Here is a 20,775-nt window from a genome sequence, read left to right on the forward strand (position 1 = left end):
ATGAGTAAAAAAGCTTCCATTATTCTAGACATTCCTACCAATCTAGTTTACCCATTATCAATTCGACAGCGTTTAGAATTTCTCCTTCACTTATAAGGTTGGTAATAAATTCTATATCAGGATAGAAATATCGATCTTCTTCTACCGTTGGAACCTCGCTTCTGATGAGCTCATAAACCTTTTGGCTGACGGGTGAAGGTTTTAGAGGTTGATGAAAATCCAACGCTTGGACAGCAGCCATCAGTTCAAGTCCTAAAATATACTCCAGCTTTTTAGCGATTTGATAGGCTTTTTTAGCGGCAAAATAAGCAAAACTGACAACATCCTCCTGATTGGCACAGGTTGGTGTATTATCAACCGTTGCCGGATGTGCAAGAACCCTTATTTCATTCAGCAGCCCTGCTGCCGTATACTGTGGAATCATGTAACCGCTATTTAAGCCAGGTTTAGCTACGAGAAAATTCGGAAGTTCACTTACATGATAGTTAACGAGACGATCTAGTCTTCTCTCTGAAATCTTTGCTAGATTGGCCATTGCGATCGCCATCGTATCCGCATAGATACCGACGAACGTTCCATCGAAATTCCCTCCCATAAGGGCATCTCCCTGATTCTCTGTAATAATCAGTGGATTATCACTTGATGAGTTTATCTCATTACATATGGTAAATTCCGCATCTTTTAAAACCTTTTTTACGGCTCCATGGGCCTGAGGAATACATCTCAGGCTAAGGGCATCCTGTAATCGGTAATCCTGATATTTTTCAGCAATCTCACTGCCTTGCAGTATTTTTACAAGGTTTCGAGCTGTGCCAGCTTGTTCAACATGTCTCTTAACCTCATGGGTTCGTGGATCAAAGGCTTTAATGGTTCCCTTTAACGCTTCTAAAGACAACGCACCAGCAATATCCGCTGTTTTTGTCACCTGAATACTGTTATAGAGAGCTAATGATGCGAAAGCAGTGACCGAGGTCGTTCCACTTGTAAGGGCTAATCCTTCCTTACAGCCTAATGAAACTGGCTGTAAACCAGCTTTTTCTAAAGCTTCACTCCCGGGAATCAGCTCACCATTATACCAGGCTTTTCCTTCCCCTATTAACACTAAGGCCATATGGGCTTCTGGAGATAAATACCCGACCGATCCTTCCCCAGGGGCAAAAGGAGTAATTTGGTGATTGAGCAGCGACCTTAAAAGTTCTAAGGTCTCTAACTTTACACCAGATAATCCATTCCCTAAATTCACGAGAATCATGAATTGGATGGCTCTTACCACTTCTTTTTCCAACGAAGCACCAACCGAAACGGCATGAGAACGAATAATATTTTTTTGAAGGGTCTCGGCATCTTCAGCGGAGATATTCTTAGTTACATTACTGCCAAATCCCGTTGTGACCCCGTAAATGACCCGCTCTTCTTCCAAAAACTTTTCAATAACGGATCGCGAAAGATTGACCCGGTCACAGTAATCTTGTGAGAATAAAACCTCTGCATCATATCTAGCCACAGCAATGATTTCATTTATGGAAACATCTCCACCACCCAAAGTAACTTTTTTTATTTCCTTTGGGCGGGTGTTTGCAACCGTAGTAATCATCCCTTACTTCCCCCTTTCATGACCAAGAAATGAATGTTATTTGACTACTTCAACACTCTTTCCCTCTCCATTTAGACTAACCGAAACATCTAGATTTGGATCACTCGCTTCATTCAAACCAAGTGATTTCGTTTCTGGTGCCCAGAAAATCGAAACAACCGTTCCAATCAATAAGATAACAGACATGGTGATCATAGATGTTGTCATTCCAAAGGAGCTTACACTAATCGGCAAAAGGAATGTTCCAATGGCTGAACCGATTCGGCTGATTGCCGTAACCATCCCAACGCCTGTACCGCGAATTTCCGTTGGGAATAATTCTGCTGGATAGACAAGGGTAAGATTCGAAGCTGCAGACATGACAAAGGTGAAGATGGCAAAAACCATAATTGCAAAACCATGCGATCCTGCTGGCAGTATACTTAAAACAAATAAGGAAATAGTCAGAATAATAAAGGTATAAATCGTAAAACCACGGCGCGAGAGCTTTTCTGTACACCATAAACCAGCGATTGCACCCACAAGGAGGAATAGATTTAACAGCATATCAACCGTAAAGGTTTCTTCAAAGCCCATCTTTTCTAAAATAGTTGGAAGGAAAGTATAAATAGCAAAATACGGAACGACCTGACATACATAGAATAGACCGCCAAAAGCCGTGCGTTTCCAAAGATGTTTGTTGAAAAGATCCTTCATTCCATAATGAGCAGCAGCACCTTGCGAAATCGTTTCATCCATTACGGCATGAGGACCAATATATTTTTTCACGATTTCTCTTGCCTCTTCTTTTCGGCCCATTTTCACCAGCCATCTTGGGGATTCAGGAGTTCCAATCCGCATCACTAAAACAATGACAGCAGGAACGACTGCACTCACAAGCATCCAGCGCCAAGAATCCGGTCCCATTTTTCCAAGATAATATCCTACAACATTGGAAAGCACATAACCAACGGTCCATAAAACATTTAACGATGATAATAGAAGACCTCTGTACTTTCTCGGTGCAAATTCCGCAAGTAATGTAGAACCTACTGCATAATCCCCGCCAAGAGCAATACCGATTAAAATCCTTAGTATGAAAAGGGTGACGGGATCATTTACAAAAAATTGTAAAGCAGAAGCTACGGTAATAATGACAAAATTGGATAAGAAGATTTTCTGTCTGCCAATTTTATCAGAAAGTCCGCCAAGCAAAAGACTTCCAAAGAATAATCCGATTAAGGCTGAGCTTCCAATTAATCCATTCCACAAAGGGCCAAGATGCATTTGCGGGCTTAGTAGACTAAGCGCCATTCCAATAATCCCAAGAGCATATCCATCCGAAAAATTGGAACCAAAGGTCAGCGCAGTAATTTTTATATGAAACTTATTTAGCGGAGCGTCATCCATCCTATAGGTTTGTTTGTTCACTGGAAATTCCCCTCTCTAATTTTTGATTTTTCAGATATTCAAATCCAAAAAAATAAACGTTTCCCTCATTCCTCCTCAATATCTAGTGATTAAAGCGTTTTCAATTGATTAATAAACTGGTAAATAATTAATCAATTAGTGTGATAAAGCGATTATATCTATTTTTAAATTATTTGACTCTAGAGGATATTTCGAAATATTAGCACAATATTGCTATTTTAAAAAAAACATAGGGACGGTTCTCCTGGTTCAAAAAGTCAGAAGAACCGTCCCCATGGACATTATCACCTTATTGAAAATCTACTCAAATCGTAATCCGCTTTCCCCTTTGTAACAACCTGGCTGATGACTTCACCAATCACGCTTGAAAATTTAAATCCATGTCCCGAAAACCCAGCAGCAATAAACAGATGCGGATACTCAGGATGCTTGTCCAAAATAAAATCTTCATCCGGCGTTAACGTATAGAAGCAAGTACTTCCTTTTACCAAAGGGCCATTCGCTCCCGGCATATATTTTTCTAAAAACGTACGTATCTCCTGTTCATCATCCGCTCCATACGGGTTTACCGTTTCATCCGGATCCACCGGTACTCCCCCATCATGGCGGCCGATTTTCACTCCACTTCCACCAATACTCGGAAACCCATAATAATGGTCATTCAGTAAATCAACTGTAAAGGCGGGAAATATGCTAGAATCATATAATTCCTGATCACATTCCAACCATGAAACGGTTTTCCTGGTGGGTTGAAGCGAGAGATCCACTCCTAAACCCTTTAACAGTTTCCCCGACCATGCACCAGCACTTACCACGACAAAATCTGAATAATAGGTGTCACTCGCAGTTGTAATGGTTGCTCCATTTGAATCAACTTCAATCTTTTCAGCCTGTGTAAACGGAAGTAGCGTCATACCATTTTCAATACCTAGGTCCCGAAAAACCTGTATGCATTGTTCACTGTACAGTACTCCTGACCTTGTTTCAAAGCATCCGGTAAATCCTTCTGGGAAGGTAACCCCTGGCCATCGATACGCCATCTCCTCACTAGATAAGACCTCAAAAGGCAAAGAATATTCCCTGCCGCTGTTGATTGCTCCTTTTATAAAAGGAGACCCCGGTGCTCCAACTCCCAGCACCCCTGTTTGGAGAAATAACCGTTTATTCGATTCCTCCTGAAGTTGTTCCCATAATTCCTGTGCTCGTAATACAAGGGGAACATATTGTTTCCCTTCACCATAAGCATGACGGATAATCCTTGTTTCCCCATGATGGCTGCCCTGATCATGCGGTGGATTGTTCCGATCAAGCAGCAAGGTTTTGATTCCCAGCTTCGATAAATAATAACCAGCAGCCATTCCCATAGATCCTGCTCCAACAATAATCACATCGTAATGTCTTCCCATCTGTTTTCACCTCTCCCATGTAATCTTCTACATGTTTAAAATAATTCCTATATAATTAATAATATATCATCAGAAATGACCTTCCCTTATAAATCGACAGGAAAAGCTGAATTTTGAAAAAAAAATCTTAAAACAATAAAAATAAGCATCGAAATCGATGCTTATTTTTATTGTTAAAATCTTATATATTTTCAGCTTAATATATAAAATACCAGTTTATCGATCACATCTGTACTTGAACTTAGGCTCTGTCTGAATATAATAACCACTTCTTACCTCTGCACACCAGTTTGCAAAGGCTTCTCTCCATTCAATGGTATTAAAGAATTCATCAACCGTTTGATTTTCAGAATCCCAAACGATAAATGTGTTGAGCGGGGCAATTCCACCTGACCAAATTCCATTATTGGCGTCCGTATTATCTTCCCTTACTAATAATATAGGTAGACCAAATTGAAAAGCCATAGAAGGTTCTACTTGTGAATATACCGATCCTTCCCAGAACGGAGGGGTCGATGGGGATGGTCCTTCATTGGTTTCAACAACCTCAACGAGAAATCGACGAAAGTTCATGGCCAACATTCCATAACTTGATGAAACCAACCGGCGAATATCCGTTAAAATGGATTCCGGATAACTTTCACTTAACGGTAAGGTACGCGGAAAAAGCAAAGCATTCTCAATCTCTAATATTAGACGGTTTAGAAATATGCTTTGATTGTCATTTAAATGTGTGGTGGTACTTAAAAATATCGGAATGCGATAGGCACGCTCAATAACTTCTTGGTGCTTCGCTTTATATTTCTCTTTACTGCTGGGATAGGCATACTCAACGCCTTCTTGGCGTGTATCTTTATTTTTTTCTTTACTGCTGGGACTACGATTATCTTGGTTACCTTTATGTTTTTCTCTACTACCCACGTCTTTTTCCCCTTTTTTTATTTTTCTTAACACTTTGAGTTGAACGTTTTTTGCATTCTTCTTGTTTGCCAATAACATTTAATGCAACAGGTTTGAAAGATGTGTGGGAAAGGAATTATTTTCAAGATAAATTACTCAGTCTTCTTAAATTTTTTAGCCAGTCGTTGAAAATATGGAGTAAGATCATTTAATAAAGGTTTAAATTGTTTAGATGTAGTAACAAACATATCGATTGTTTCCATAAGCAAAAACAAATCGATATTGTTAAGAAGATTTTCTATCTGATTTAGATTTGTGTGCGGGGACGCCGGGAGGCCTTTTTCACGAAAGCCAAACAACCAATCATCCTTTCGATTGGATGTACGACCTAAAGATGCTTTTATATTTTGCTCCGGAAATTCTTGTGAATTATCTTCGCCCTTTTTGTAAGGCTCTCTGTAAGGATGGTTTCCAAACATGAATCTTGAAAAATGGTCCACTCCTCCACTTGGTTCCTGTTTCAGTTCATTCTCATTCTCCAGCAATGACCCTCTTCTTCCTTTCTTATTCTTTTAGATAAATTATGATTGGTTTGGAATCAAGGTGTGGACAATCTACAAATTAAAAAAGTGTCTATTCAATCCTAATAAATCGACAAATCCTGACACTTATTTTTTCAATCAAACGTTTGATTAAAACCGCCTCAAAGCCTTTTGAAAAACGAACATTGTCCGGCTTTCAGGAAAAATTTTTGTCGATAAAATGGTTATGTTTTAGTGAAGATATCATTTGCCGCCATTTTGTAAACGAATGGTAAATAACCCAAATAGTAAAAAAGAGAAGTGCGCGAACACTTCTCCTAGTCTATAATTCTATCGATGAAAGAGGCAAAAACAATTTAATGCCCCGCTTGTTACATGGCAATATTTTTAAATCTGCAATCAGATGACTAATGTATCCTAGAATGCATGTATAAAAAACACCGTCGATACCGAGAGACGCTTCCAATTTTGAAGCGATCACCCAGAAGAAAATGACTCCCAATATCGAATGGGTATAACTGCGATGGGGAACCAAAGACGCGATTATCATATAAATCCCCAGTAGGATCAACCACATTTCCTGTAAAGAGAATCCCCCCGCTAATACACCGATTCCGGTAAGGGTTAACATATGCTTTTGCTTGATCTTCGCTGATACCACCATCATCACCATGCCGATTCCAATCCCAATCCATTTTTCTCTTCCTGTGCCCTCAAAAAAACTATAAATGACCATCAAAATTCCAATCAACTGTGCAACCAGCTGAATCACATGATGGGACAAGGTGATTTTTTCACGAAGTTTCCCATCAATGTCAAGGTCGGGGACTAATCCCGAAACCCCACCCAATCCTATTAAAAATAGAGTCGTAGAAGGGGAGGTATGTATAGTGTTGGCAACAACAAAGCCTGTCGCTGCCCCAATTGCTGCATGTGCTGTTCCATTCAATCGAAAATCCACCTCTTACTAAATTTTTCTAGTATTTATTCTACTACAAAACAGGTGTTCTGTTTAGCTTTATTTCAGGATTGGATTCTACTCTGTATGAATTGGACCCGATATGTTTTAATTTTACCCACCAATTTTTCCACTTTACCTTCCAGTTTTATCAATTTATCTTCCACTTTTGTGCCTTTACCTTCCACTTCCCTCCTTTTATCTTCCACTCTCTATTAAAACTACTAAACACCTATGTATTTCTCTCAAAATAGGGCTCTTTTCAAATTAAAATTACCATTTTCAGTAAAATCCTACTCCACAGGATCCAAGGACTCAACGTATTTTAACGTTACCCACCAGTTTTGCCACTTTATCTTCCAGTTTTATCAATTTATCTTCCACTTCCCTTCTTTTATCTTCCACTCACTATTAAAACTACTAAACCCCCATGTATTTCTCTCAAAATAGGTCTCTTTCCAAAAGATAATTACCATTTTCAGTAAATTTCTACTCCACAGGGTCCACGAACTCAACGTATTCTAACGTTACCCACCAGTTTTGCCACTTTACCTTCCAGTTTTAACAATTTATCTTCCACTTTTGCACTTTTACCTTCCACTTTCTATTAAAACCGCTAAACCCCCATGTATTTCTCTCAAAATAAGTCTCTTCCCAAAAGGAAATTACCATTTTCAGTAAAATCCTAACCTAGATGATCCATGGGCCCACAGTTTTTTAACTTTCCCCCCTACTATTTTTTAACCGAAAGCTGAATCTATTTTTCGAAAAAACGTTTATAATTAGTAAATATAGAACCTCAACCTACTAAACTTAGATCTTCAAATATTACGTTTAGGAGTTTATGTGATGGCCAAAGACATGATTGAACAATTAGAATTAAACAACCAACATTACCAATCACTTTTTGAACATAATGCCAACATGGTCTTCTCCCTTGATTTAGATGGAACCTTCTCCCACTTTAATTCTGTTTGTGAAAAACTTACAGGGTTTCGGAAAGAAGAACTATTACGGCCGATGAAAATAAGAGACCTGATCGTTCTGGAACAACGCGAACAGGCTCTGCACCACTTTGACCAATGTATAAAAGGAGAACCACAAAACTTTCGTACGACGATCCTACATAAGAACGGATCAAAGCTTCATTTACAGGTTACCTTCGTCCCCATTATCGAAGAGGAACAAATCAATGGTGTTTTTGGAATCTCACAGGATATTACCAATCAAGTAGAAATAGAAAAAAACTATAAACATATGGCCTATCATGATTACTTAACAGGCCTGCCAAACCTAAATAAATTAAACTCAACTCTCTCAAATGAATTGATCCTAGCCGCAGAAAAGAAACAAAATATTGCCGTATTATTTATGGATCTTGATCGATTCAAAATGATCAATGATACCCTTGGTCATCATACAGGGGACCAATTATTAAAAGCAGTAGCTGCACGTGTAAAGTCAACTGTTGAGGATAAAGACATCGTTTTCAGACAAGGCGGCGATGAATTTATTGTCCTTTTATATAACGCGGATCGAGACGTGGCAGCAAAAGTTAGTAAAAGGATACTAGATGCTCTAGCTTCTCCCTTTAAAATACAAAATTACGATATTTTTACGAGTCCCAGCATCGGAATCAGCTTATTCCCCGAAGACGGTGAGTCAGTAGAAAGCCTAATCAACCATGCTGATTTTGCGATGTACCAAGCCAAAAAGGATGGAAAACATAATTTTAAATTTTATTCCATGAATAGCCGCGAAACGGATATAAATCCGTTGAAATTAGAAATGTACCTTCATAAAGCAATCCAACAGGAAGAGTTACTTCTTCACTATCAACCGAAGATCAGTTTAAAAACAGGGAAAATCGTTGGAGTTGAGGCCTTAATCCGTTGGAACCATCCAGAACTAGGGATGGTCGCGCCAAATACCTTTATTCCAGTTGCCGAAGAAACGGGGTTAATTATTCCGATTGGCGAGTGGGCACTCTATACAGCTTGTAAACAGAATAAGGAATGGCAGCAGAAAGGATTCGTAACAACCGTATCGGTTAATCTATCGGCTAAGCAGTTTACTCAATCCAATTTGGAGGAAACGGTTGCGAAGATTCTTCTTCAAACGAAGTTGGAACCAAACTATTTAGAATTAGAAATTACCGAGAGTATGACGGCAAATATCGAACGTACGATTAACACCTTACACAAACTAAAGAAGCTTGGGGTCCATATTAGTATTGATGATTTTGGAACTGGCTTTAGTTCATTGAATTATTTGCAAAAGTTTCCGGTGAATACCTTGAAGATTGATCAATCGTTTGTTCGTAGTCTGCAAAACAACCCGAATGACGAAACGATTGTAAAAACCATCATTTCCATGGCACATAACTTAAATTTAAGTGTGGTCGCGGAAGGAATTGAAACAAAAGAACAACTAATCTTTTTACAGCAGCATCTCTGTGATGAAGGACAAGGGTTCCTCTTTACGAAACCATTATCAGCACAGGAATTAGAGGGTTCCCTTACTGAAATTGAAAAAGTAGTGAAAGATTCCGGAATTTCTCAAGATATCAATGAACGTAAGTGGTCCGAAGAATTAGTGCGTCAGGCGAAAAAAGAATTAAACGAAACGATCCGTTTACAACAAGGAATGATTTTTAAATTCAAAAAAATAAATGGTCATTTTATTCACACCTTATGTGACGGTGAATTATTGTATCGTTTAGGCCTTATTCCTAACCTTGTCGTAGGGAAGCAATTAATCGAGTTTTATCCCGAAGAGATTGCGAAAGAAAAGGAATGTTATTACGAGCGGGCCTGGAATGGAGAAGAACGTGTTACCTATGAAACAGAGGTGAATGACGTTTCCTATCTTGCTGTATTAAGCCCGATTAAACGCGGCGGAGAAGTGGTGGAGGTAATTGCCTCCTGTATCGATATTACAGATCGAAAGAATACAGAAAGAGCGCTGCTGGAAAGTGAAAAGAACTACCGTTTGATAGCCGAAAACATGTCGGATTTACTTATTTTATTTGATCTGAATGGAAACGGGATCTATGCATCCCCTTCCCATTCAACCGTATTAGGGTATTCTCCAGAGTTTTTTGAAGGGAACAATACCCTTCAACTGGTTCATCCCGAAGATTCTCTCATGATCCAAAGGCAATTTGATGATGTGATCAAGACCCAATCTTTTTCCAAGGCGGAGGCTAGGCTTTTACATGCCAATGGCGAATGGAGATTATTTGAATTAACAGGAACCCCCGTAATGGTTGAGAATGGGGTAGTAGAGCACATCATGGTAGTAGGAAAAGATATTACAGAAAAAAGAAAAGCAGAAGAACTCCTATGGAACTCCGAGAAATTATCTTTAGTTGGGGAGTTAGCTGCCGGAGTCGCACATGAAATTAGAAATCCGCTTACCTCGATAAAAGGGTTTATTCAACTATTCCAACAGGGTCCATTAAAAGAAGAATACTATAAAGTGATTCTTTCGGAATTTAATCGAATCGAGGATATTATCAAGGAATTTCTTTCCCTTGCAAAACCGCAGGAAATTCAGCTTAAGGAAGTAAATATCTCTACCTTGATAAAAGAAGTAGAAACCTTACTAGAATCGGAAGCCCATCTGAAAGGAATCCAATTTTTCACCGAAATGGTACCGGATCTCCCTTCCATCATGTGTGACGCAAATCAAATCAAACAAGTCTTACTTAATCTTTGTAAAAATAGTATTGAAGCATTAGATTTCAACAGAAGAGGGATGATCACCATCACCGTTCGAATCGAGAATGGAGAAAATCTTCTGATTCAGGTTCGTGATAATGGAGTGGGAATCAGCGAAGAACGGATCAAGAGATTAGGAGAACCCTTCTACAGTAACAAAGAAAAAGGAACGGGATTAGGCTTAATGCTATGTATGAGGATTATCAGACAGCATAAAGGAACGATCACGTTCGAAAGTATCGAAAATCTCGGTACAACAGTAAATATTAGGGTGCCACTTTCTTTAGGGTAAAGCCACAGGGACGGTTCTCTTGGTTCAAAAATGCCATCAGAACCGTCCCTATGGTCCACTTATTGGAAAAAGCAATCAAACGGTCGGGCTTTTTTCCTGCCGGGAAGGAGTAAAGTTTGGACCTCAGGGGAGTCCGAACCAAAAACCTTTTCAACATCAAAGGTTGACTCGACGCCGATCTTATCGTAATTTTCCTTGATCCATGAATCCGCATTTTTTCGGCCGAAGTCACGCAAGTATGTGAGATAATCCCACGAAACATTCAATTTACTTGAACCATTTAAATGGTTCAACCCTTCACCTGTATTAATAAAATGAATATATACTTTCTCCAATTCACCATCGTAATCAAATCCATGATCGACAAGACGATTTAACCCATTGATGAAGCGTATTTCACGCATTAAACTAGCATTAAAACCGATGTCGGTTGCACGATCAACAATATCATGAGCCGTTGTTGGCAGCTTGGGGAAATTGGTCGGGTTAATTTGAACAACCATTAAATCATTACAATCATGGTCCCATAACAGTGGGTAAAGAGCAGGATTCCCTACATAACCACCGTCCCAATAATGCTCTCCGTCGATTTCAACCGCTTTAAAGACTTGCGGCAAGCACGCTGAGGCTAAGACGGAATCGACTGTAATTTCATCGGTATCAAACACTTTAACTTGTGAGGTCCTCACATTCGTAGCAGATAAGAAAAGCTTTATTTTCTGATTGTTACGGACCTTCTCAAAATCAATCATTTCATTCAGTGTATTCTTAAGCGGGTTAAAATCGAAAGGATTAAGCTGATAAGGGGAGAGAAATGATGTAATGATTCCCCATGATTGATAGAGCGGGTTGAAATCCATATTACCAGGACTCACCATCCGATCGAACCATGTCGGTTGAATCGGAGAAAGCATTCCTGATTCAGCATTTTTACGCCAAAATAAGTCAAGCATTTCCCGTGCTGTTTGTCTGTTTCCAATCGTCAATCCATAGGCCAATACGGTTGCGTTAACCGCCCCCGCACTCGTCCCGGATACAGCGGCAATTTCTAAGTTTTCTTCTTCAAGCAATCGATCGAGAACTCCCCATGTAAAAGCTCCATGCGCCCCTCCACCCTGTAAGGCTAAGAGAATCTTCTTTTTTTCCATATATTTTGTTCTCCTTCTTGTTCATTTACCTTTAATTGTAAGTGATAACATCTATTAACAACTAGATTTTATCATTTTACTTTTCGACACCATTAGCGATAATGTCGAATTTTTTGGAATTTTATCAATTTTTTCTGCGTGAAATTTATAGTAATATTTAAATAGTTTAATCGCAATCGAAAATTACTTTAAAAAATGACCATATTTTTCATAAAAATAATAAGGAGTGGTAGGTTTATGAGGAATCCTGATAGCATTACGATAGAGGAGTTAGATGAACGAATTGCTCATTTTGAGGATCGTCTGAACGATTTTATTATTACCCAAGATCAAATTGAGTTTATCCAAGAAAGGTTAATGGAATTAAAAACGCTAAAGAGTGCAAAACTCTAAGGTACTTTTAAGTTTTTCCATCAAATTTCTCTTTGCAATTTTCAAGCCAACTTAAAAACCATATGTACAAAAAAGGCAAAACATCATTGTTTTGCCAATTTCTCTATTTTTCCTTTTCATTTCTCACTAGCTAGGCCCGATTCGAAATGATTTAAAAACATCTCCAACTAACGCATCTCCAAGCCAGGTGCCAAACCCAAGAATTCCTGTACTATAATACATCTCTCTTAATGTCAGCTTTTTTGGCATAAATATCAAAATCAACAGAAAAACCGCAATAATTGTATAGGCATACCACATATTAACCACTACTCTCTCGAAACCAACTGTTTCCCTCTAGATTGTCTATCCTTAAAATATCCTTATTTTTAATTGGATATACAGGCGTAAATTCACAAGGACGGTTCTCAAGGCCATTTTATCCATTTTTCGGATTAAAAAAGCCGCCAGAACCGTCCCCACGTTCATCTCTTCCCTTCATTTTCACCTTTACCTGTTTCAACTTTTCCTCCACCTTTTCTTCAATTTGTTTGGAGAGATCTCCTTCGTAACTTGTACCGATATTTAGTTTTCCAGACAAGTCTTTAATCCCTACCTGCCCAAAATTATTGGCATATTCCATATGATTGATAATAATTTTCTCCACTCGTAAATGTTCAATTTTTATGTTTGGCTGATTTTCTTCACCTTTGGGCACAGCCGGCGGGGAATCATTTTCAGATGGTTTCTTTAAATCCCGTATGGTTGCTTCCAGATCATCGATCTTTTTTTCCAACCTTTTCAGCTCTCTGTTAAACACCTTGGATGATGTGAAATAGCGAAAAAGGAACCTCATCACAGCCCTCGAATCTGGATGAATCGTAACGGTTATTCATTCTTATAAAAAACCAAGTTGCACGACCTGAGTTAAACCGTTTGACCATCCCTTAAGTTTCTCCCTCTTTTCATCATATTGGGTGTAACTGAAATCATGCAAAAAAAATGACGTTACCAAATTACAGTACGCCCGACAAGTTCAATCACATTATTTCTTTCTATACTAAAATTGGCCTGAAATCGGAACGGCAGTATTTCCCATTTGTCCCTGATCCGTCACATCCGGGTCCCCAAATCCGTTAACGGAAATAGATCCTGTAGGAGATAGATCTCCAAAGGCGAAAGTGGCTCCGACAAACTTGGAATTAGCCGTATGACTGTTTTGGATGTTTTGTCCAATGTCCATGTTGGCGTTGTTATTGATGCCGTTTGCTTTTATGTTAAAAATATTAATTTGATAAGGCATTTACCTTTCATTCCTTTATGATCGGATTTGTAATGACGTTGGATGGATCTGCAATATCTCCCATATCATTCATGTCCGGGTCAATAAACACATTTTCCATCGCTGCACTTGGCGGTGCAAAATCACCATAAGAAGCATTCTGACCTTGAGACTTTGTATTGGCTGTATGTGCATTATGAAGAGCATCACCGATGTTTACAGATCCATTGTTCGATACACTGTTAATTTTAAAGCTGAAAATATTGATGACAGTCTGCATCTGTCACACATCCTTTGCATGAGTTAACCCATCATATGCAAACACCCGCCTATCCGTTATTAAAACTTACATTTTCCACAGGGACTGGTTCTATTTAATCCATTTGTTCGGTAAAAAAAGCCGATAGAACCGTCCCGTTGTTCCCCACCCCGTAAAAAAAAACGGACCCAAATGGGTTGTCATTCAACGCCCTCTTGGGTCACTTTCATATAGAAATTAAAACCAGCAAAATGGAAATATTGGCCAGCAAAATGGAATGAAACATGCTCCCCAAAATCCATATCCATAACCTTCATTTTTATAAGAAGGATTGAATTCAACAATTTCCAATCCATCCTTTCTTACTTCTACGACTCTCCCTACTGCCCATTCTCCATTTTCTTTCTTAAAACGAACCAATTCGCCCTCTAAGTGACGGGCGGCTTCATAATTTAATTGCATTGAAGTCCCTCCTTTCAATAGTGGACTTACTATAAGGTATGATAGATTTACCTTCTTGCAAGGGCAAACATCATGAGCTTGTCTAAAATCCTAGAAATTCTTATCACTAGAGTTAGATAAAGGATACAACGGAGTAAGTCCTCTTCTATGTATTCTAAAATCAGATGGTAAACACTTGAAACTAGTACAAAAAACGATTACAAATCGACAAGGTCCGACCTGTATTTTTTCAATCAAACGTTTGATTAAAACCGATATAAAGCCTTTTGGAAAACGAACATTGTTCAGTTTCCCCGGAAATTTTTTGTCGATAAATCCAATTCAACTTTCCCGATTTATCTACTAAACTCTCAAAAAATGTCTTATGCCAGCAAGACATTCTAGTTCTTCCAAATAGGGCCCCTACACAAACATGGAAGCGTCCCCATGGTCTAGTTGAATGAACAAGCAAGTTTCAATAGGATATGCCGTCCGACTAAATAAATGATTGGACAGGATGGTAAGTTTGTCCATACCAATTTTTCACGATCGAATAAAATAATAAGAGCATCTTCATGCTTAGTTCCAGCATAGGAGGGTTGATAAAAATGAATAAAACAAAATCAAGTCAAACATATTCAAACCGTGTATTAAGGGCAGAGTTTGACAATAACTGGGAGACTACGATTACCCCAACAGGTTACGTCAAATATATTGCATTAAAAGATCATGCAAAAGTAGAAATTTTACTTTCTGATAACTCAAGAAGACTTGTAATTTTTCCGAAGAATGGTTACGTACTAGTAGGTAGCGGGGGAACAAGTCATTTTAGTAAGCCCCATTTGACCATAACCCCTAACAAGTAAGTTCCACAGGTACGGTTCCCGTGGCCTATTCTATTCATTTCTTGGGCCAAAAAGGCCGACAGAACGACCCTATGGTAAAAAAACGGCTATCCCCAAATTAGGGGATAACCGTTTTTTATAGAAATAATTAGTATCTCATCAATAATTGGGTTACTAGGTTAATAGCAGATTGTACCACTCCATCTACTTGTAACTCAACTTGATTTATTGTAATATTCAATCTCTCAATGATCTGTGCCAACTCTTGAAATTGTTTAGGGTGTTTTATCTGGAATCGTTCCTTGTACTTTAAAAATTTAAAATTAATAGTATCATAATTGTTTGTTCATAATTTGTTCATTTATCTTTTCTAAAATAGTTTTTGCTAGGACAAAGCAAATGCTTAATCAAACCCCTTCTATTAAAAGTGCAAGGTATTCTTCCAAAGAGAATACCTTGCACTTTATTTTTTGTCGAAAAAGCTTCAGGGACGGTTCTCAAGGTTCAAAGATGCCACAAGAACCATCTCCGTGGCTTAGTTGTAATTGAAAACATATTCTTGTGATCGATGGTGGAACATAGATTGAAAGGAAAGGTGATAAAATGAATTCTTCGCCTAAACCCAACAAAAAAGGACGATTGGCCATAAATCCCGTCATTCTTGTACTTGGCCTTGTCAGCTTATTTACAGACTTATCCAGTAATATGATTGTCCCCATTCTGCCCTTATATCTTACATCCGTGTTACATGTACAGGTAGGATCCATTGGTATTATTGAAGGAATAGCCGAAAGTACTGCAAGTATTTTGAAGTTGTTTTCCGGCTGGATATCGGACCGCATAGGGAAACATAAGCTGCTCATGTTAATTGGCTATGGGCTATCCAATTTGACTAAACCACTTTTTGCGTTAAGCTCCTCTTGGAGTCAGGTCCTTATCATTCGTTTTTCCGATCGATTTGGAAAAGGAATAAGAACCTCGCCTCGTGATGCGCTTGTTGCAGATACCACAACAAAAGAAGAGCGTGGGAAAGCATTCGGTTTTCGCCGCTCTATGGATGCTTTAGGTGCAGCCTTAGGACCCTTGGCAGCCTTTGGAATTTTAGCTATTTATGCAGGTAATTATCGTCTCGTATTCTGGTTATCGGTTATTCCTGGAGTGCTGGCCATTATTCTTATCATCCTTTTTTTGAAAGAAAAGGAGCGGAAAGAAAAGGTTAAACAAGCAAGCCTTCCGAAAATAGGGTTTAAAAATCTAGATCGTCGCTTTATTTGGTTTTCTTTGATTTTCACGTTTTTTACGGTCGGCAATTTTTCTGATGCATTTCTAGCATTACGCGCTCAGGACGCAGGAATGCTACCAGCTCTCATCCCACTTGCCTTTTTCGCTTTGAATCTGAGCAGCAGTATCTTTTCGATGCCGATCGGAATGCTATCCGATCGTATTGGCCGCCGTCCCGTCCTTATATTTGGGCTGCTGATTTTTGCTGTGATTTACTTTGGATTTGGCATAGTCAAAAGCGTCCCTTGGATTTGGGTATTGTTTGTTTTTTATGGGTTTTACTATGCTTTTACCGAAGGGATACAAAAAGCTTATATTGCAGATATTGTACCTGAAGGACAAAGAGGCACAGCGATGGGTACCTTCAACGCGATGACCGGTTTGGCAGCATTGCCGGCAAGTATCCTAGCGGGATTTTTATGGCAGGCATTTGGACCAATAGCTGCTTTCGGTACGAGTAGTGTGATTGCTGTAATTGCTGCATTATTGATGATGATCTTGCGCATTTAAGGTTCCACGGATGGTTCCACTGTCCTTGGGGCCTTGCAATGAAATTATGGTTGATTTCATGTTCCGAGAACCACCCTTTTGCTTGCACCGGCGTTGGGTGGTTTTCTTGTTTTCTAGAACGTTTTTCCGAAAGAAATAAGCAGGGACGGTTCTCAGGGTTCAACCATGCCCCAAGAACCGTCCCCATGGTCACCTTTGTTTGTTAACTTTTTATAAATAATGTAAACATTTTCCCCAGTAGATAGTAACGGCAATTATTTATTTGTATAATTTTTAAAAATACTCGAATGGAGATGAATAGGATGGAGCATCATCATTTGAAACCGTTGCCAATAATTACGAAGGTCAAAAAGGAATCTTCATTATTTAGAGTACAAAAGAATGCACGAACAATCCTGCTCGTAATGATTTCATTGTTTATTGATGTCATTATGGTTATAACCAATATCAGTAAAATAGCGAGTATCGGATTAGGAATGATATCAATATTTATTTTTTGGTTCGCCTTGGATAATGACCACGAACGTCACAGGGACGGCTCTCATGGCCCCCAAAAGCCGTGAGAACCGTCCCCATGATCTTAATGAGAACTGGATTCATCATGGGAACTTGACTCATCATGGTCATGGTCTTCCTTACACCCACAATGTTCGTTGTCCTCATGACAGCATTGAGTTAACGAATCATCCGGACACTCTTCCGGAATCAGAAATGCACGGATCTAAATTAGGATTTTGTAGTACTTCATACGGGCGCATCATGTCGTGATCCTCATGTTCAAGGATATGACAGTGCCAAGGATAGATTCCTGTAAATGGTCCAAAGCGGGCAATAATTCGAGTGACTTCATTAGGATTGGCCCGAACGGTATCTTTCCAACCTCTTTCATTAGGATCTGGCTCACGTGCCGGACCTATACTAGTTGCATTTCCGTTTTCATCCACCGTGATGGATTCACGATTAAGGATCTGGAATTGAACGAGGTGCAAGTGAATTGGATGGGTGTCACCCGTCAAGTTGTACAGTTCCCATACTTCTACGGTCCCATTATACGGGGTTTCAGTAATCGGCAATTCATTCCACTCCATGCCGTTCAGTAAAAGTTTCAAACGGGCAGGGAATTCCGGATCATCCATTTCCATTAAGAAGTTCCGTCTAACCGTCACACCAGTTGGTTTGAGCCTCTCTATGCAGCTTAATGTTTGGGGAATTTGACTTCTATCTGATTCAGAGCGTTTTTTACTGACACGAAATTCCATAATTTGCGGAAGGACGGGAGTATCAGGGGCACCGTTAGGGAATGGTGCGGGTGCGTCGTTTGTTAGGATGATTTTTTGACCCGCATGTTTTGAAAAATCGACAATAACATCTGCACGTTCCGCTGGAGCAAGTAAAAGTCCCTTGTCATTGGAAACTATAACAGGCTTCTCAAGAAAGCCGCCATCCGTTCCTATTTGAATAAAATCCTGTCCGGAGCTTAGCCTTAATCGGTAAAATCGGGCATTGGAGCCATTGAGGATACGGAAACGGTATTTTCGCGGTTCGACTTCAAGATAGGGCCATACTTTTCCATTAACTAAAGCCGTATTACCAAAGAACTCAGGAACGACAGATGGATTCGGCAGTACTTCTTCATCAAACTGGAGAGGCGGCTGTTGTGCTGGTGGCGGTTGATGGCCAGGCTGCGATGGATAGAAAAGTTCACCATTAGGATAGAATGAACGATCTTGAATCACTAACGGTATTTCATATTTTCCCCGTGGGAGATTTAGTTTCTCCTCTTTCTTATCTCGAATAAGATAAAAGCCGGCAAGCCCTGCATAAACATTTAATCTGGTAATCCCTAGTGCATGGTCATGATACCAGAGTGTTGTTGGACGCTGACAATTCGGATAGCAGTATACTTCATGCACAAATTTACTTCCAAAATTTTCAAACTTTCGCGTAAACCAGGCTTCAGGATACCCGTCGTTTTCTGGTCGTACACGTCCTCCATGTAAATGAACAACCGTTCTAACAGAGGGTTCATTAGGTTCTGCGCCATGAACCGTTCTATCCACAGGCAGAAGATGTTCATATGGCAATTGGTTTTCCCACTTGACTAGAATAGGCTGATTCCTGCGAACTTCAAATGTGGGACCAGGATACATTCCGTTATAACCCCATACTGTAGTAATGGGTAAGTCTCTGTGTAACTTTTGCTTAACTTGCTTCATCGTTACCTCATAGTAGGGAATCCCATCTCGATGACCAACAGGTTGTATCACTGAAGGCAGAGGCAAAGCATCAACAAACTTCGTTAAAAACGACAATATTTAACTCCTCCTTATTTTTTAAGAATTCGCGCCTTAGTTAAAAGGGATATTATAATGAATTATCGGAAAATATAGGGGATCAGTACGATTTTTGCGTACTAGCAGTCTATGCTGTAAATAAGGGAAAAGTTAGAGATAAAAGTACAAAGGAATAAAAAAATCTAAGAATAGCATGCGATCATCTAAATACTAGATTGTGAATGTTACTTAAATGCAAGGGTGGCATTGACCGGCGGAGCTGGTTTTTCTGTTAAAAGGGAAAAAAGCGGGGTTTCGATTTCTAATAGAATTGTCGATAAAACCGAAAAAGTGTTGATATAATCGAAATTTGTGTCGATATCCTCCTAAAAAGTGTTGATATAACCCAAATTTGTGTTGATATCCTTTGAAAATGTGTTGATATACTGAAACACCGGCTATCTCTATTTAGAGGCAAGATTCGGAATTCCACATGGACGGTTCTCTTGGTCTATTTTATTCATTTCCCGAATCCAAAAGTCCGCCAGAACCGTCCCCATGATCACTTAACACCTGACATATTTACGTTTGAAACCAAGTCTCCCTCGATCTAAATCCTTTTGGATATTTTCGGAAGCAAGCAGAATACTGCTTTTTTTCTTGTCCCGCCTGATTTCGACTGGCCCTACTGCCTTTGCGGTTTCAAGCGCCTTATCATGGAGCGGCAAATAGGAAACTCCGACGGTGTACATAAAATTATTCATAGCGGATTTCGTTCGATCCGGAGCATCGTGAATCGTATTTTCCACCTGATCAAGCATACCCGCAAGCTTGCTTTCGCTAAATTCACTGTCCGGGCGATTACCCAAAAGCCAGCAGTAACAACTCCAGCCGGCCGACATTCTAAGTTCTTCTCCGCTTGCAATCCATTTATCGGCAACTGCTTGCGCAATATCGGTTTCAGCCAATGTTACTGCAACAACATAATCGGACAACATATAAAAATACGCTGCATCGATCCAACGCTCAAAGTCCGCCTCTGTCATTATCATAGGATCTGCAATGATGCCGGCAAAATACATAGCATCGTAGTTTCCAGTAGCGTAAAGCTCCTCGGCCAAAGGCTGATCTTTCTTGATTTTCTTTGCCAGCGGCTTCATGGCACCGGTAGCCACGCCAAAAAGGGGCTCGTGTGCACCATTGCTTATGTAAGTCTTTTTCGTTCGTTCTTTGCTAAGCGCTTCTAGTTCTTGCATAACCGTTTCAAAATTCATCGTTTACACTTCCTTCCTTTATCATTATACCCAGATTTCATAGGGCGGTTTTCTTGTTTGTACCAAAAGCGTCCCCATGGTCTCTGGAGCTACCCTTTTGTTTCAGGTTTCCGATGTTTTTTTACTTTTATAATGAAATTTTTTTGTTTTAAATGGATATATACTAAAAAAGAGAAGTGCTGGTAACACTTCTCCCTTATTCCAATTTAGCATTCGTTCCAAGAATTTCTTTAACTTCATCTAGTGTCACACCATCTGTATTTTGC

At 39.4% G+C, this 20,775-nt stretch carries 17 protein-coding genes and 1 pseudogene; 5 read left to right on the forward strand and 13 right to left on the reverse strand.

All coding sequences use genetic code 11. The features are described 5' to 3' along the window. Nucleotides 1-34: 34 nt before the first annotated feature. The 6 genes from hutH to ACFQZ9_RS11465 all read right to left on the reverse strand — a co-directional run bounded on the left by hutH (nucleotide 35) and on the right by ACFQZ9_RS11465 (nucleotide 6,801). Nucleotides 35-1,594 carry a histidine ammonia-lyase gene (gene hutH / locus ACFQZ9_RS11440; protein ID WP_498943868.1) on the reverse strand — a complete coding sequence of 520 codons (1,560 nt, stop codon included), beginning with the start codon at nucleotides 1,592-1,594 and terminating at the stop codon, nucleotides 35-37. Between the two features lie 36 nt (nucleotides 1,595-1,630). Beyond that, nucleotides 1,631-3,004 carry an MFS transporter gene (locus ACFQZ9_RS11445; RefSeq protein WP_498943869.1) on the reverse strand — a complete coding sequence of 458 codons (1,374 nt, stop codon included), beginning with the start codon at nucleotides 3,002-3,004 and terminating at the stop codon, nucleotides 1,631-1,633. A 284-nt stretch (nucleotides 3,005-3,288) separates the two neighbouring features. Next, the gene (gene solA / locus ACFQZ9_RS11450) at nucleotides 3,289-4,410 is read right to left on the reverse strand and encodes an N-methyl-L-tryptophan oxidase (protein ID WP_498943870.1); all 1,122 of its coding nucleotides are present in this window, start codon (nucleotides 4,408-4,410) and stop codon (nucleotides 3,289-3,291) included. A 216-nt stretch (nucleotides 4,411-4,626) separates the two neighbouring features. Beyond that, complete coding sequence (locus tag ACFQZ9_RS11455; protein WP_232490203.1) at nucleotides 4,627-5,331, reverse strand: hypothetical protein; 705 nt, start codon at nucleotides 5,329-5,331, stop codon at nucleotides 4,627-4,629. 131 nt (nucleotides 5,332-5,462) lie between these two features. Continuing rightward, on the reverse strand, nucleotides 5,463-5,855 hold the full coding sequence (locus ACFQZ9_RS11460) for a hypothetical protein (protein ID WP_498943871.1): 393 nt from the start codon (nucleotides 5,853-5,855) through the stop codon (nucleotides 5,463-5,465). A 319-nt stretch (nucleotides 5,856-6,174) separates the two neighbouring features. Further along, complete coding sequence (locus ACFQZ9_RS11465) at nucleotides 6,175-6,801, reverse strand: metal-dependent hydrolase (protein WP_498943872.1); 627 nt, start codon at nucleotides 6,799-6,801, stop codon at nucleotides 6,175-6,177. An 858-nt stretch (nucleotides 6,802-7,659) separates the two neighbouring features. On the opposite strand from ACFQZ9_RS11465, the gene ACFQZ9_RS11470 reads away from it, so the two are divergent. Next, complete coding sequence (locus ACFQZ9_RS11470; RefSeq protein ID WP_498943873.1) at nucleotides 7,660-10,824, forward strand: EAL domain-containing protein; 3,165 nt, start codon at nucleotides 7,660-7,662, stop codon at nucleotides 10,822-10,824. Nucleotides 10,825-10,883: 59 nt separating this feature from the next. Here ACFQZ9_RS11470 and ACFQZ9_RS11475 read toward each other — a convergent pair whose 3' ends face one another. Continuing rightward, nucleotides 10,884-11,972, reverse strand: coding sequence for a patatin-like phospholipase family protein (locus ACFQZ9_RS11475; protein WP_498943874.1), 1,089 nt, complete (start codon nucleotides 11,970-11,972; stop codon nucleotides 10,884-10,886). 237 nt (nucleotides 11,973-12,209) lie between these two features. Between ACFQZ9_RS11475 and ACFQZ9_RS11480 the strand changes: the two genes are divergently transcribed. Further along, on the forward strand, nucleotides 12,210-12,365 hold the full coding sequence (locus ACFQZ9_RS11480) for a hypothetical protein (protein WP_498943875.1): 156 nt from the start codon (nucleotides 12,210-12,212) through the stop codon (nucleotides 12,363-12,365). A gap of 418 nt (nucleotides 12,366-12,783) precedes the next feature. Here ACFQZ9_RS11480 and ACFQZ9_RS11485 read toward each other — a convergent pair whose 3' ends face one another. The 4 genes from ACFQZ9_RS11485 to ACFQZ9_RS11500 form a co-directional block, all read right to left on the reverse strand. Then, nucleotides 12,784-13,140: a hypothetical protein gene (locus ACFQZ9_RS11485; protein WP_498943876.1), complete on the reverse strand. Its 357-nt coding sequence runs from the start codon at nucleotides 13,138-13,140 to the stop codon at nucleotides 12,784-12,786. Nucleotides 13,141-13,404: 264 nt separating this feature from the next. Then, nucleotides 13,405-13,647, reverse strand: coding sequence for a spore germination protein (locus ACFQZ9_RS11490; protein WP_498943877.1), 243 nt, complete (start codon nucleotides 13,645-13,647; stop codon nucleotides 13,405-13,407). 7 nt (nucleotides 13,648-13,654) lie between these two features. Next, entirely contained in the window at nucleotides 13,655-13,906 is a 252-nt protein-coding gene (locus ACFQZ9_RS11495; protein ID WP_198312569.1) for a spore germination protein, read from the reverse strand. Nucleotides 13,907-14,122: 216 nt separating this feature from the next. Further along, nucleotides 14,123-14,347 carry a hypothetical protein gene (locus ACFQZ9_RS11500; RefSeq protein WP_498943878.1) on the reverse strand — a complete coding sequence of 75 codons (225 nt, stop codon included), beginning with the start codon at nucleotides 14,345-14,347 and terminating at the stop codon, nucleotides 14,123-14,125. A 587-nt stretch (nucleotides 14,348-14,934) separates the two neighbouring features. Between ACFQZ9_RS11500 and ACFQZ9_RS11505 the strand changes: the two genes are divergently transcribed. The 3 genes from ACFQZ9_RS11505 (at nucleotide 14,935) to ACFQZ9_RS11515 (ending at nucleotide 17,525) form a co-directional block, all read left to right on the forward strand. After that, nucleotides 14,935-15,192: a hypothetical protein gene (locus tag ACFQZ9_RS11505; RefSeq protein WP_498943879.1), complete on the forward strand. Its 258-nt coding sequence runs from the start codon at nucleotides 14,935-14,937 to the stop codon at nucleotides 15,190-15,192. Nucleotides 15,193-15,774: 582 nt separating this feature from the next. Beyond that, nucleotides 15,775-16,962, forward strand: a complete 1,188-nt coding sequence (locus ACFQZ9_RS11510) for an MFS transporter (RefSeq protein ID WP_498943880.1) — start codon at nucleotides 15,775-15,777, stop codon at nucleotides 16,960-16,962. A 302-nt stretch (nucleotides 16,963-17,264) separates the two neighbouring features. Next, complete coding sequence (locus tag ACFQZ9_RS11515) at nucleotides 17,265-17,525, forward strand: hypothetical protein (protein WP_498943881.1); 261 nt, start codon at nucleotides 17,265-17,267, stop codon at nucleotides 17,523-17,525. Nucleotides 17,526-17,542: 17 nt separating this feature from the next. Here the strand turns inward: ACFQZ9_RS11515 and ACFQZ9_RS11520 are convergent. Both ACFQZ9_RS11520 and ACFQZ9_RS11525 read right to left on the reverse strand, forming a co-directional pair. After that, nucleotides 17,543-19,274 (reverse strand): annotated as a pseudogene (locus ACFQZ9_RS11520) (multicopper oxidase family protein). Nucleotides 19,275-19,801: 527 nt separating this feature from the next. Further along, nucleotides 19,802-20,509, reverse strand: a complete 708-nt coding sequence (locus ACFQZ9_RS11525) for a DNA alkylation repair protein (RefSeq protein ID WP_498943882.1) — start codon at nucleotides 20,507-20,509, stop codon at nucleotides 19,802-19,804. Nucleotides 20,510-20,775: the final 266 nt, after the last annotated feature.

This window comes from Neobacillus sp. GCM10027624 (genome assembly GCF_042675345.1).
Taxonomy (GTDB): Bacteria; Bacillota; Bacilli; order Bacillales; family Cytobacillaceae; genus Neobacillus; species Neobacillus cucumis_D.

Excerpts from the sequence above, each read along its gene's own strand:
- ACFQZ9_RS11525 (WP_498943882.1), bottom strand. The coding sequence starts at position 20,509 with ATGAATTTTGAAACGGTTATGCAAGAACTAGAAGCGCTTAGCAAAGAA.
- ACFQZ9_RS11510 (WP_498943880.1), top strand. The coding sequence starts at position 15,775 with ATGAATTCTTCGCCTAAACCCAACAAAAAAGGACGATTGGCCATAAAT.
- ACFQZ9_RS11495 (WP_198312569.1), bottom strand. The coding sequence starts at position 13,906 with ATGCAGACTGTCATCAATATTTTCAGCTTTAAAATTAACAGTGTATCG.
- ACFQZ9_RS11490 (WP_498943877.1), bottom strand. The coding sequence starts at position 13,647 with ATGCCTTATCAAATTAATATTTTTAACATAAAAGCAAACGGCATCAAT.
- solA (WP_498943870.1), bottom strand. The coding sequence starts at position 4,410 with ATGGGAAGACATTACGATGTGATTATTGTTGGAGCAGGATCTATGGGA.
- hutH (WP_498943868.1), bottom strand. The coding sequence starts at position 1,594 with ATGATTACTACGGTTGCAAACACCCGCCCAAAGGAAATAAAAAAAGTT.
- ACFQZ9_RS11470 (WP_498943873.1), top strand. The coding sequence starts at position 7,660 with ATGGCCAAAGACATGATTGAACAATTAGAATTAAACAACCAACATTAC.
- ACFQZ9_RS11480 (WP_498943875.1), top strand. The coding sequence starts at position 12,210 with ATGAGGAATCCTGATAGCATTACGATAGAGGAGTTAGATGAACGAATT.
- ACFQZ9_RS11500 (WP_498943878.1), bottom strand. The coding sequence starts at position 14,347 with ATGCAATTAAATTATGAAGCCGCCCGTCACTTAGAGGGCGAATTGGTT.
- ACFQZ9_RS11515 (WP_498943881.1), top strand. The coding sequence starts at position 17,265 with ATGGAGCATCATCATTTGAAACCGTTGCCAATAATTACGAAGGTCAAA.
- ACFQZ9_RS11475 (WP_498943874.1), bottom strand. The coding sequence starts at position 11,972 with ATGGAAAAAAAGAAGATTCTCTTAGCCTTACAGGGTGGAGGGGCGCAT.
- ACFQZ9_RS11505 (WP_498943879.1), top strand. The coding sequence starts at position 14,935 with ATGAATAAAACAAAATCAAGTCAAACATATTCAAACCGTGTATTAAGG.